Source organism: Streptomyces sp. CLV115 (assembly GCF_038448545.1).
Classification (GTDB): domain Bacteria; phylum Actinomycetota; class Actinomycetes; order Streptomycetales; family Streptomycetaceae; genus Streptomyces; species Streptomyces sanglieri.
The window spans coordinates 108864-121367 of the sequence record NZ_JBCEWQ010000001.1; the positions used below are offsets into that span (position 1 = coordinate 108864).

The window sequence follows — 12504 nt, forward strand, 5'->3', positions numbered from 1 at the left end:
CGACAGATAGATATTAGTCACAGTGAAAAAATGAAAAGAAAGCGGGCTCACAGGTACATCACCGGTCACGCACATCTCCACCACCGTGATCCGTTCGGGCCGTTTCATCCCGGTCCGGGCAGGAGCCGGGACGTCCGGGTGAACCCGCCGCGCGGCGACGGGCGCGGCGCGCCGTACGGGTGAAGTGCGGTCGGGGATATATCTGTATTGGGTGCTATTCGCCCGTTACGTATCGCCCAGGCCCGGGACACCCGTCCCCGGCGGGCGCGGAACGTCCCCCGGGGCCGTATGACCGCGCTCATCGTCTGCCACTTCGTCCTGGCCGCCTTCGCGAGGCCGCTGGTACGGGCGCTGGGCAGACGCGCCTTCGTCGTCCTCGCCCTGCCACCGGCCGCCGCCACCGTGTGGGCGGCCACGCAGTGGAACACCGCGGCGTCCGGCTCCGCGGTCACCTGGTCGTGGCGGTGGATGCCGGCGTACGACGTCACCGTCGCGCTGCGGCTGGACGCGCTCGCCGAGCTGATGGTGCTGCTCGCGGCCGGAATCGGCACGCTCGTCCTGCTCTACTGCGCCTCGTACTTCACCGACGGAACCCCGCAACTGGCCGGATTCGCCGGTAATCTCCTGGCGTTCGCGGGCGCCATGCTCGCGCTCGTCCTCGCCGACGACCTGATCTCGCTCTATGTGTTCTGGGAGCTGACCACGGTCTTCTCGTTCCTGCTGATCGGGTACGACAGCGAGCAGAAACACAGCCGCCGCTCCGCGCTCCAGGCACTCACCGTGACCACCCTCGGCGGCCTCGCGATGTTCGTCGGCTTCCTGATGATCGGTCAGGCGGCGGGTACGTACCGCATCTCCGCGATCCTCGCCGACCCGCCCCGGGCGGACCTCGCCGTCTCCGTCGCGGTGGTGCTGATCCTGTGCGGGGCCCTGTCGAAGTCGGCGATCTGGCCGTTCAGCCTCTGGCTGCCGAACGCCATGGCCGCACCCACCCCCGTCAGCGCCTATCTGCACGCCGCCGCGATGGTGAAGGCCGGGGTCTACCTGGTCGCGCGGCTCGCGCCGGGCTTCGCCGACGTGCCCGTCTGGCGGCCGGTCGTGATCGTCCTCGGCGCCACGACCATGCTGCTGGGCGGCTGGCGGGCGCTGCGCCTGAACGACCTCAAACTCGTCCTCGCCTACGGCACCGTCAGCCAGCTCGGCTTCCTCACCCTGCTCGCCGGGACCGGCAACCGGGACACCGCGCTGGCCGCCGCCGTCATGACCCTGGGTCACGCACTGTTCAAGGCCCCGCTGTTCCTCGTCACCGGCATCGTCGACCACGCGGCCGGCACCCGTGATCTGCGCAGACTCTCCGGCGTCGGCCGGGCGTTGCCGCACGTCTGCGCGGTCGCGGTGCTCGCCGCCGCGTCCATGGCGGCCCTGCCCCCACTGCTCGGATTCGCCGCCAAGGAGGCCGCGTTCGACGCGCTGCTGCACGGATCGACCGCCGACCGCTGGGCGCTGGGCATCACGGTCGCGGGCTCGGCGCCGACCGTCGCGTACACCCTGCGGTTCGTCTGGGGCGCCTTCTTCCGCAAGCCGGGGGCCGAGGACACCCCGGTGCACCGGGTCGGCCCGGCCTTCCTCGCACCGCCCGCCCTGCTCGCGGTCTGCGGGCTGGTGCTGGGGCCGGGCGTGGGCTGGACCGACCGGCTGTTCAGCGCGTACGCCGACACCTTCCCGCCGTCCGCGCACCCGTACCACCTCGCGCTCTGGCACGGCTTCGGGACCGCTCTGCTGCTCTCGGCCGTCGCCACCGCGGGCGGTGTGCTGCTCTTCACGGGGCGCACCACCGTGACCCGGTTCTCCCGGCGGATCGCCTGGCCGACCGCCGACAGCGTCTTCGGACACCTGCTGCTCGGCCTGGAACGGCTCTCCCTCCAGCTCACCGGCTTCGTCCAGCGAGGCTCGCTCTCCGGCTACCTCGCCACCACCCTGCTGGTGATGCTGGCCGGCCAGCTCACCGTCCTCGGCGTGGACCGGCCCTGGCGCGGAGCGGTGGCCCCGCACGTCTGGGACGTCCCGCTCCAGGGTGCCGTCGCCCTGCTGACCTGCGTGGCGGCACTCTGCTGCCTCACCGTCCGCCGCCGGATGAAGGCGGTGGTCCTGGCCGGGCTGACCGGATACGGCGCGGCGCTGCTCTTCGTCGTCCAGGGCGGCCCGGACCTGGCGCTCACCCAGTTCTGCGTCGAGACCGTGTCGATGATCGTGTTCGTGCTGGTGCTGCGGCGGATGCCGGTGCACTTCCAGGAGTCGGTCAGCACCTGGCGGCGCGCGGTGCGCATCCCGGTGGCGCTGGCCGCGGCGGCCACGCTCGGCGTGGTGGTGTGGGTCGCCTCGGCCGCCCGCACGGGCGCCCCGGCGGGCGCGGCCATGGTCGAGGAGGTCTCCCACCATGGGCTCAAGGACGTCGTGGCGACCATCCTCGTCGACCTGCGGTCCTGGGACACGATGGGGGAGTCCGCGGTACTCGCCGCGGCGGCGGTCGGCGTCACAAGCCTGCTCTATCTGCACCGCCGGACCGAGGGATCGTCGCTGCGCGAAGAGGTACGGGGACGTACCGCCTGGTCGCTGACGGCACCCGGGATGGCGGGGCTGCCGCACGGCGACGAAGGGGCGCCGGAGCGAAGCTGGCTCGCGGCCGGCTCGACGCTGGCGCCCGAGCACCGCTCCATCGTGTTCGAGGTCGTGGCGCGGCTGCTCTTCCACCCGGTCCTGGTGCTCTCGGTGTACCTGCTGTTCTGTGCCGAGAACATGCCGGGCGGCGGCTTCGTCGCCGGACTCGTCGCCGGACTCGCCCTGATCACCCGCTACCTGGCGGGCGGCCGGTTCGAACTGGCCGAGGCCGCCCCGCTCCAGCCCGGACTCTTCACCGGCCTCGGGCTGTTCCTCTCCACCGGCGTCGCCCTGCTCGGCCTCGCCGACGGAACGGTCCTGCACGCCTGGACCCACCACGGCCGGCTGCCGCTGATCGGCGAGTACCACATCGGCACGCCCATGCTCTTCGACTTCGGGGTCTATCTGCTGGTCCTGGGCGTGGTGCTGGACATCGTGCGCGCGCTCGGCGCCAAGATCGACCGCCAGACCGAGCGCGCGGCGGCCGAGCAGGCCGCCGCGGGCCCCGCCACGCCACCGCGCCCGGCACCCGGCACGGGAGGCACCCCCGGATGACCGTCAGCGCCTCCCTCCTGGCCACCGCCGCGGTGCTCTGCGCGGTCGGCGGCATCCTCATGCTCACCCGCCCGCTCACCCGGATCCTGCTCGGCGCCGTCATCGCCGGCAACGGCATCAACCTGCTCGTCCTGGCGGCGGGCGGCCGGGCCGGCGCGGAACCCCTCCTCTACGGCGTCCCGCTGGGACGGGTCACCGACCCGCTGCCGCAGGCGATCGCCCTCACCGCGATCGTCATCACGCTCGCCACCACCGCGTTCCTCCTCGCCATGGCCTACCGCAGCCACCAGCTGACCGGAACCGACGAGGTCCACGACGACGTGGAGGACCGCAGGATCGCGCTGCGCTCCGAGGTACGGGGCGAGCGGGACGCACTGCGCGAGCGGTACCGGGCAGCCGACGAGGTCACCGACGAGGAACGCGCCCGATACCGCGAGGAGCACCGCAGACTGCGTGCCCGGCTGCGCGCCGACCGAGCCCTGCAGGCCCGCGGCCGGGACGCCACCGGCGACCTCTGGCACGACGTGCTGGGCGCCGACCCCGAGGACTACGCGGCCCAGCAGGACCGCCCCGACGCCGACCCGGGAGCCACCGGATGAACGCACTCGTCCCCCTGCCGGTGCTGCTGCCGCTCTGCGCCACCGGCCTGAGCCTCGCCTTCGGCACCCGCCTCAAACAGCTCCAGCGCCTGATCAGCGTCGCCGTGCTCACCGCCGTACTGGGGCTCTCCGCCACCCTGATGACCGTCGCCGACATGCGCGGCCCGCTCACCGTCCACCTCGGCGACTTCGCCCCGCCGCTCGGCATCACGCTGGTCGCGGACCGGCTGTCCGGACTGATGCTGACCGTCTCCTCGGCCGTCACCCTCTGCGTGCTGGTCTACTCCCTCGGACAGGGCATGGCCGACCGGGAGGAGGAGACCCCCGTCGCGGTCTTCCACCCGGCCTATCTGATCCTGGTGGCCGGGGTCTCCTGCACCTTCCTCGCCGGCGACCTCGTCAACCTCTACGTCGGCTTCGAGATCATGCTGGTCGCCAGCTTCGTCCTGCTCACCCTCGGCGGCACCGGACCCCGCATCCGCGCGGGCTCCACCTACGTGATCATCTCGCTGTTCTCGTCGATGCTGTTCCTCACCGCCATCGCCATGACGTACGCGGCGACCGGCACCGCGAACTTCGCCCAGCTGGCCGGCCGCCTCGCCGCACTCCCGCTCGGCGTCCAGACCCTGATCCAGGCCATGCTGCTCACCGTCTTCGCCATCAAGGCAGCCGTCTTCCCGCTCGCCGCCTGGCTCCCCGACTCCTACCCGACCGCACCCGCCCCGGTCACCGCCGTCTTCGCCGGTCTGCTCACCAAGGTCGGCGTCTACTGCATGCTGCGCACCGAGACCCTGCTCTTCCCCGGCAACCGGCTCGGCGATCTGCTGATGGCCGCCGCACTCGCCTCCATGGTCGTCGGGATCCTCGGAGCGGTGGCCCAGACCGACCTGAAACGGCTGCTCTCCTTCACCCTCGTCAGCCACATCGGCTACATGGTCTTCGGGATCGGCCTCGCCACCCGGGACGCGTACGGCGGCGCGATCGTCTACGTCGCCCACCACATCACCGTCCAGACCACGCTGTTCCTGGTGACCGGGCTGATCGAACGCCGGGGCGGCACCACCGAACTCACCCGGATCGGCGGCCTCGCCAGGGCCGCCCCGCTGCTCGCCGCCCTCTTCTTCGTACCCGCCATGAACCTGGCCGGCATCCCGCCGCTGTCCGGCTTCATCGGCAAGCTCGGGCTGATGAGGGCCGGTGTCGCCGACGGCAGCGTCTGGGCGTGGATCCTCGTCACCGGGTCGGCGGTGACCAGCCTCCTCACCCTGTACGTGACGGCCAAGGTCTGGAACCTGGCGTTCTGGCGGGCCGCGCCGCCCGGACAGGCCGCCACCGGCACCGTCCTGGAGTCCGACTCCGACGAGGACGACGACGGGGACGAGGGCCCCGACCGGATCCCCGGCACCGGCGACGAACCGGTGCGTCCCCGCCACCAGCCCGCCGGGCGGGCGGTCGCGGCCACTCTCCACGGGCACGCCGTCACCACCACGACGAAACTGCCCCTGCCGATGACCTGGGCCACCGCGGCGACCGTCGCACTCGGCCTCGCCTTCACCGTGTTCGCGGGCCCCCTGACCTCCTACACCGACCGCGCGGCCGCCGAACTCATCGCGCGGACCCCCTACGTGACGGCGGTGCTCGGCCGGTGAAACGCCTGCTCAGGCTGTCCTTCCGGAACAAGGACCTGCCGCCCTTCAGCTGCGAGTTCGTCGGACGCCGACGACGCGTGCTCGACCTCCCGCTCATCGCCTGGCTCACCGTCATCTGGGTGCTGCTCTGGTCCAGCCCGAACCCGGCCAACCTGCTCACCGGCGCGATCGTCGCCGTGGCCGTCTGCCTGGCCTTCCCGCTGCCCCGCGTCGACCTCGGACTCCGCCTGCACCCCTGGGGCATCCTGATGCTCGCCGGATATCTGCTCTACGACATGTACACCTCGGGCGTACGCGTCACCCGGCAGATCTTCGTCGACCATCCGCACCGGGCCGCCGTCATCGCGGTACCGCTGCGCTGCCGCTCCGACCTGATGCTCGCGGCCACCGCCGTGGCCGTCTCCAACGTGCCCGGCGGCTCGGTCGTCGAGGTACGCCGCGCCACGGCCACCGTCTTCCTGCACGTCCTCGACGCGGACCGGCCCGCCGTGCTCGACGCGGCGCGCCGCTCCGTCTGGCGCCTGGAACGGCTCACCGTACGGGCCTTCGGCACCGCGGACGAGATCGCCCGCGTCGCCGCACCGCCCCCACCGACCGCATCCGACCGGGAGGGCGACGCATGAGCGCACTGGAGACCGTCGACCGGGCACTGCTCACCGCGGCCGTCGTGTTGATCGTCATCGCCGGAGCGGGGCTCCTCGCCCGCATCTGGCTGGGCCCATCCATGCTCGACCGGGCCATCTCGCTCGATGTGTGCGCGGCCCTGATCATCGCGGGCCTCGGCGCCAAGTCGGCCTTCGCACGGGACTCGTTCTACTTCCCGGTCATGCTGGTGCTGGCGTTCCTCGGGTTCACGGGGTCGGTGGGCATCGCCCGCTTCATCGCCGTACGCGACAGGCCGCCGCGAAACGGAACGAACGGGAACGGCCCCGGCACCCCCGAGAGGAAGAAGCGGTGACCCTCTGGTTCCAGATCCTCGACCTGGCCGGCGCGGCCCTGGTCTTCGTCGGCGCGGCGATCTGCCTGCTCGGCGTGATCGGGATGCTGCGACTGCCGGACGTGCTCTCCCGCAGCCACGCCGCGACCAAACCGCAGACCCTCGGCATGCTCCTGGTCCTGGCCGGGGTCGCCCTGCGACTGCGCAGCGGCATGGACCTCGCCACCCTCGGACTGATCGGCTTCTTCCAGCTGATGACCGGCCCCGTCGCCGCCCACCTCGTGGCACGGTCCGCCTACCGGACCGGCCAGATCGACCACGGCGAGCTGCTCTTCGACGAACTGGACGAGCAGCTGACCGAGGAGAAGTGACGGCGACGGGGAAGGGCCGTGCGGGGCGGCCGTAAGAACGCCCCGGTCGGCTTCCCACTCACGGGCCGCTCCCGCGACTAGCCTCCGCACCATGCTGCGCATCGCCGACACCCGCACCGGTCACCTCGTGGAGATCCCCGCCGCACCGCGCCGCCTGCTGCGCAGCTGTGTCCACCTCCCGGCCCTCGGCGCCGGGACGGACGACGGCACCGGCATCGGCCCGCTGCACCTGCGCGTCCCGCTCATCGGTGACGTACTGGCCCGCACCGCGGAACTGAACGGCCTCCAGGTCGTCACCGTCCTCACCACCCCCGAGCTGACGCCCGACCGGGCCCGGGCACTGGACCGGGTCATGGCGGTGCTCGGCATCCATCCCCCGACCGTCATCGGCCCCCACCGCCCCGAAGCGGCCCTGGGCGGCCCCGCCGACGTCCACGTGACCACCGGGGACACCGATGCGGGCGACCTCGCGGACGGCGCCCGCATCGAAGTGGGCCGGGTCGACACGACCGTGCCGGAGCAGGACGCCCCCGCCCCCGCGGACGGCGTCCCCGACCCGCTGGCCGTGCGCCTGCTGCTGCTCGGCCGCCCCTACGGAACGCCGGTCACGGTCACCGGTGCCGCGCTCGCGGAGGCCCGGCGGACCCTGATCGAGTGGCGCCGCTCGGTCGCCGACTGGGCGCAGGAGGCGTCCAGGCCGATCCCCTCCGGCCTGCTGCGGCAGTCGCACGCGGCGCTCGCCGAGGACCTCGACGTGGCCGCCGTGCTGGAGCTGCTGGCCGAGGTGGCGGGACGGTCCGATGTGCCGGCCGGCGCCAAGTTCGAGACCTTCGCCCACCTGGACCGTGTCCTCGGCCTGGACCTCGCCCGCGACGTCGGCCACCAGCGCCCCACGGGCCCGTGAACCGGACGGCCGGGCGAACCGGACGGCCGGGCGAACCGGACGGCCGGGCGAACCGGACGGCCGGGCGAACCGGACGGCCGGGCGAACCGGACGGCCGGGCGAACCCGGTCCGCTGCGGGGCGGCCCGTCGCTCACCCCTCCCGGCCCCGGACGCCGGTGGCGTCGGGGCTCCGGTACGCCGTGGGCGGCCGGCCCAGGAGCTTCTTGAACGCGGCCGTGTAGGCGGCCGGGTTGTCGTAGCCGAGCCGGGTCGCGACGCGGGTGACGGGCGTGCCCGCCATGAGGTGCTGGAGGGAGTGCAGGACACAGGCGCGCTGACGCCACTGCGAGAAGGTCAGCCCGGTGCCGCGCAGGAACAGGCGGGCGAGGGTGCGTTCGCTGACGCTGAGGGCCGTGCACCAGCGCGCGGGCGGGTCGTGGATGTCCGGCTGCTGGAGGAACGCCTCGCACAGGCCACGCAGCCGGGGATCGGAGGGCAGCGGCACATCGAGGGGGAGCGGGGTGAGGTTCCTGAGCTCGTGGAGGATGAGCGCGGCGACCGCGGCGTCGCGGCTGTGCTCGGGGTAGCGCGGCGCCATCTCGACGGCCTCCAGGATCAGCTCCCGGAGCAGGGCGGAGACGTCGACGGCCTGGCAGCGGGACGGGAACCACGGCACGGCGGCGGGCTCGATGTAGAGGCTGCGGGTGCTGACGCCCGTCATCGCCACCTGGTGCCTGGTCATGGACGGGATCAGTACGGCGCGGGCGGTGGGGATCGTCCAGCTGCCGTCCGCCGTCTCGACCCGCATGATGCCGGTGGCCGCGTACAGGACCTGGGCGCGGCGGTGCTCGTGCCAGACGAGCAGGTGGTCAGGGGGGTAGTCGGTGCCGATGGCCAGCACCGCACGATCGAGCCCGTCCACCTCCGCGACCGGAATGTTCCGCATGCCGCGAGGCTACCCGGGACCAAGCGTCGTGTCTGCTGCGCGTAGACAGTGGGCAATTCATCGATTGCCCGCCAGGCCCGGCCGTCCCTAGTGTCGGACCAGTGCTCACCTCCTTCCTCACCCTCCTGTCCCTCGGCTGCCTGACCGGCATCACGACCGTGCTCTTCGGCTTCGGCGGCGGCTTCATCACGGTGCCCGTCGTCTACGGCGTACTGACCGTGACGGCCCGCCCCGGAGCGGACGCGGACGCCATGCACGTGGCCGTGGCGACCTCGGCGGCCGTCATGGTCGTCAACGCCTCGGCGGCGGCCCTGGCCCAGTGGCGCCAGGGCCGGCTGCGCCGCGAGTACGTCTGGCCGCTGGCGGCCTTCATCGCGGCGGGCGCCGTCGCCGGATCGTTCGCGACCACGCTGATCGGCGGCACGGCGCTGAGCCTGCTGTTCGCCGCCTATCTGCTGGTCACGATCGCCGACAGCCTGCTCAGGAAGGGCTTCCTCTCCGTGACGCAACGGACCAGCCCGCAGCCCCTGGAACGGCGAACCGTCACCTTCGGCGGCATCGGCATCGGCCTGGTGGCCGCCGGTCTGGGAGTGGGCGGCAGCGTCATGACCGTCCCGCTCCTGCGGCGCAGGGGCCTTCCGATGGCCGAGGCGACCGCGATGGCCAACCCCCTGAGCGTCCCGGTCGCCGTGGCCGGAACCCTTGTCTACGCTCTCGCCCCCGCGACCGCCGGCTCGGGCCGACTCGGCTACGTCGACCTCACCGCGGGCGCAGCCCTGCTCATCGGCTCGCTCCCCACCATCGCCGTGGCCAGACGTCTCGTCGGCCGCGTCCCGGACCGCGTCCACTCGATCGCGTACGTCGCGCTGCTCGTGATCGTGCTGATCGTGATGCTGGCGATAGGGCTCTGACGCTCCGTCATCGTCAAACCCGCCCAGGAACCGGGTGGTTCACGGCTCGGGATCGACAGATGCGGCAGGTGCGGCGGAATCGACGGGTGCGGTGTAGCAGTGCAGTGTCACCGTCTCCGTCTCCGTCGGGCTCCACCGGTGGTCGACGGTGGCCAGCAAGGTCCACCCCAGACGTCCGTACAGGGCCACGGCCGACGTGTCCGACGTCACGACGTCCAGGACCGGATGGCGCCCGCGCCGCCGGGCCTCACCCGTGGCCCGTTCCATCAGCAGGGCCCCGACCCCGTGGCCACGTGCTGCGGGGGAGACGAACAAACGGCTGACCACGGCCGCCTTCTCGACGGGCACACCCGCCCGGCGGGCCCACAGGGCCGGCGCCCGGTCTCCCGCCCCGCCCTCGGCCAGGCCGACATGACCGACGATCTGCCCGTCCACCTCGGCCACCCAGGCGGCGAACAGGGCGGGCGGGGCCAGCCAGTCACCGGGATGCTCGGGCCAGTTCCCCGGGTAGCCGTCCCGTTCGTGCACGTCGGCCAGCAGCTCCACACAGGCGTCGAGATCGGAATCCTCACGCCACCGGACGCGGCAGCCGGGAGTCTCTTCCACCGCAGGGTCCGCCTCTCGTTCCAGCGCAGCATGAAACCACGACCTGATCGCCCCCCCGCCCGGCACCACGGGACCGCGGCAGGCGACAGCCCTTCCGCTCGGGCACGAAGCCCCGAGGAAGCCCCGCAGACACCAACGCCCCCTCCGAAACCGGCGTTTCATCCGGTCACGGAGGGGGCGGCGGCATCCGTCGCTCAGATGTCCCGGAAGAAACCAGGCGGCCCCGTGACCTGCCGCGATGGGTGGTTGTGGGGTGCTGACCTGCGGGGATGGTATTTTGGCTGTTTCACGGTCATGCCCGTTGATGAGGCCGGAAGTCCCAGAAAAGTCCCAGGGAACTCCCGCTACCTTTGGTCATTCTTTCGACTCTGTACAGGGCGTGCGGGTGCGGTGTGGGCTGATGTTCGTGCATCGGCGATCTCTGCCTTGAGCGATCGGCAACGCGCATTTCTCGAACGGGTCGCCGCCGGTGAAGATCCCGCGGCCGGGATGCCGGGGAGAGGTGGTCGACCTATGCCCTGCGCGACCATGGCCTTCTGCATGTCAGGCGCGGTGGCGGGGGCACGCGGAGGCTACCGAGGCTGGCCGCACTGCGGTACCCGCGCCGACGGGTACCCCATGGATACGCCGCGTGTTCGAGATGGGCTACTCCCCGTGGGGGATGCGTGCGAAGCCGTCCTCCCAAGTGTCATCGTCCAGGAGGTAGGGGTCGATGATGAAGCACTTGAGCTCGTCCCGGAAGCCCGGTAGGAGGCGAGCGCGGACGATGCGTTCCTCGGCCTTCTCTTTCGCCGAGTAGATGCCCAGCAGCTTGACGTCGTCACTGTCCTGCTCATCGATGAAGACGCCGTCCTCGTCGATGTGTACGGTTACCCCGTCAGGCCCGGCTTCGTTCTGGCGGCCTACGTGCCACAGGGGATAGACGATCACGCGACCAGGCTAGCCAGAATGATCGGGTATCAGGCCCGCTCCGTCGACGCCAAGAGCTTGGAAGCGACGGCGCTTGGAAGGTCACGTCGCTGTTGACCTGCGCTATGTGACTTAGCGGCAGCCCGCGAAAGCGCGTTCGCACTGCTGTTGACTGTTGTTGTGCCCTTTTAAGGGCACGCTGTGGGCACGGCGCCGTCACGGAAGAGCAGGCAGCGGCGGGGTAGACCTCCAGGCCCGGGGTGCCGAGACCGAGCCGGCCGGGCCCGTAGCCCGACAGCCGGCACGCAACCAGCCGACCTCATCCAACCCCCCCCGCAACTCCACAGCTCCGTCGTCACGTTCGATCGCCCGGCGGGCCGGCTGCTGCCACGACCAGCCATGGCGCTTCAGCAGCCGCCATGTCCCCTCCGCCGTGTAGCCGACGTGGAACAGCCGTCCGATCAGAGTCTTCACCCGGGCCAGTGTCCACCGCTGGTCAGCCCAGCCATGAGCGAGAGGGCCGCGCTCCAACTCCCGCTCCAGTTAGGCAATTTGGTCAGCCGAAAGCCTCGGACGCCCTGGCGATCCCTTCGACCGGACACCCTCTTCACCCCGCTCACGCCACTGACGGCGCCAGCGCTCCACCGACCGCTCGCTTACCCGCAACGCGGCCGCGATCTCCCGGTTCTTCGCGCCGTTCTCGAAGCGACCGACCGCTTCCGGCCGGATCCGCTCTCTTGCAGCCCTCTTGGCATCGGTCAAACCGCCGCCCTGCGCGTATCTCACACCACACAGCTACCGACCCGACTCAGCCGATGTCAGGCGAACGGCCCGACATCGCCCAATCAAGTTCAGTATCATGCTCCACTCACTTGGTTCTGGGGACGAATTGCTCGGATAAATTCAGCATTCTGCTGGCGCGCCCAGGTCGGCGACGAAAAGGTTTCGCATGGCGGCATCCGTCCCAGGATGGGCAAGTTTCCTGTTGATGGCTGCGATTTGATTGAGTAGGAACCCCTGGGCGTTGTGAGCTTCGTCGACATGATCCCAGGGGACACCGCTCGCCTTCCGCTTAACTACCTCTCCCTTCAACTCCCGTGCCGCCCCAATGAGGTCCTTCATCGTCAAGCGCTCGGCGCAATTGTCGATCTTGGCGGAGAATGGCGAGGTGGGGATCTTGTTCGCGAGCTTGATTGCGTCGATTATGTTGTCGAGTTGCTTGGCCGCGTCGCCCGCGAGCGGAAGGCTGAGACAGAAACCGTCAAGTGTAGGCAGAGCGCAAAGAAAGAACCAACCTAGACCTGCGAAGGCCAGTGCCAGGATGACGGCAAGGATCCAGACGACAATTCCGATCCAGCCGTCGCGAGCGACTTGACGCCAGTCGGCCTTACATCCAGTGATGCCTCTATCTCGGAAGTAGCTCAGATATACGTGATCTAGCGTCCCGTATTTGGCTCTGTCTACGTTCACCGAAGCCTC

12 protein-coding genes and 1 pseudogene are annotated in these 12504 nt (G+C 70.9%); 8 read left to right on the top strand and 5 right to left on the bottom strand.

Annotated features, from left to right (window positions below; all coding sequences use genetic code 11):
• The first annotated feature begins 288 nt into the window (after positions 1 to 288).
• From AADR41_RS00405 to AADR41_RS00435, 7 genes are all read left to right on the top strand, one after another.
• Positions 289 to 3213, top strand: a complete 2925-nt coding sequence (locus AADR41_RS00405; RefSeq protein WP_342279320.1) for a Na+/H+ antiporter subunit A — start codon at positions 289 to 291, stop codon at positions 3211 to 3213.
• Entirely contained in the window at positions 3210 to 3812 is a 603-nt protein-coding gene (locus AADR41_RS00410; protein ID WP_342279321.1) for a Na(+)/H(+) antiporter subunit C, read from the top strand. Before AADR41_RS00405 ends, AADR41_RS00410 begins: the two co-directional genes overlap by 4 nt.
• Positions 3809 to 5461, top strand: a complete 1653-nt coding sequence (locus AADR41_RS00415; RefSeq protein ID WP_342279322.1) for a Na+/H+ antiporter subunit D — start codon at positions 3809 to 3811, stop codon at positions 5459 to 5461. Before AADR41_RS00410 ends, AADR41_RS00415 begins: the two co-directional genes overlap by 4 nt.
• Positions 5458 to 6084 (top strand): Na+/H+ antiporter subunit E, encoded by a 627-nt coding sequence (locus tag AADR41_RS00420; protein ID WP_342279323.1) that lies wholly within the window; start codon positions 5458 to 5460, stop codon positions 6082 to 6084. The genes AADR41_RS00415 and AADR41_RS00420 overlap by 4 nt, the downstream gene beginning before the upstream one ends.
• The gene (locus tag AADR41_RS00425; RefSeq protein ID WP_342279324.1) at positions 6081 to 6419 is read left to right on the top strand and encodes a monovalent cation/H+ antiporter complex subunit F; all 339 of its coding nucleotides are present in this window, start codon (positions 6081 to 6083) and stop codon (positions 6417 to 6419) included. The genes AADR41_RS00420 and AADR41_RS00425 overlap by 4 nt, the downstream gene beginning before the upstream one ends.
• Entirely contained in the window at positions 6416 to 6769 is a 354-nt protein-coding gene (gene mnhG / locus AADR41_RS00430) for a monovalent cation/H(+) antiporter subunit G (protein ID WP_342279325.1), read from the top strand. The genes AADR41_RS00425 and mnhG overlap by 4 nt, the downstream gene beginning before the upstream one ends.
• A gap of 91 nt (positions 6770 to 6860) precedes the next feature.
• Entirely contained in the window at positions 6861 to 7673 is an 813-nt protein-coding gene (locus AADR41_RS00435; protein WP_342279326.1) for a hypothetical protein, read from the top strand.
• Positions 7674 to 7804: 131 nt separating this feature from the next.
• Here AADR41_RS00435 and AADR41_RS00440 read toward each other — a convergent pair whose 3' ends face one another.
• Entirely contained in the window at positions 7805 to 8599 is a 795-nt protein-coding gene (locus AADR41_RS00440) for an AraC family transcriptional regulator (protein ID WP_342279327.1), read from the bottom strand.
• 101 nt (positions 8600 to 8700) lie between these two features.
• On the opposite strand from AADR41_RS00440, the gene AADR41_RS00445 reads away from it, so the two are divergent.
• On the top strand, positions 8701 to 9510 hold the full coding sequence (locus AADR41_RS00445; RefSeq protein ID WP_342279328.1) for a sulfite exporter TauE/SafE family protein: 810 nt from the start codon (positions 8701 to 8703) through the stop codon (positions 9508 to 9510).
• A 39-nt stretch (positions 9511 to 9549) separates the two neighbouring features.
• Here the strand turns inward: AADR41_RS00445 and AADR41_RS00450 are convergent, their stop codons facing one another.
• The 4 genes and pseudogenes from AADR41_RS00450 to AADR41_RS00470 all read right to left on the bottom strand — a co-directional run bounded on the left by AADR41_RS00450 (position 9550) and on the right by AADR41_RS00470 (position 12495).
• The gene (locus AADR41_RS00450; protein WP_342279329.1) at positions 9550 to 10116 is read right to left on the bottom strand and encodes a GNAT family N-acetyltransferase; all 567 of its coding nucleotides are present in this window, start codon (positions 10114 to 10116) and stop codon (positions 9550 to 9552) included.
• Between the two features lie 645 nt (positions 10117 to 10761).
• Entirely contained in the window at positions 10762 to 11046 is a 285-nt protein-coding gene (locus AADR41_RS00455; protein ID WP_342279330.1) for a DUF7336 domain-containing protein, read from the bottom strand.
• Positions 11047 to 11361: 315 nt separating this feature from the next.
• A pseudogene (locus tag AADR41_RS42755) lies at positions 11362 to 11811 on the bottom strand (winged helix-turn-helix domain-containing protein); the annotation flags it as partial.
• Between the two features lie 117 nt (positions 11812 to 11928).
• Positions 11929 to 12495, bottom strand: a complete 567-nt coding sequence (locus AADR41_RS00470; protein ID WP_342279333.1) for a polymorphic toxin type 28 domain-containing protein — start codon at positions 12493 to 12495, stop codon at positions 11929 to 11931.
• Between the last annotated feature and the right edge of the window lie 9 nt (positions 12496 to 12504).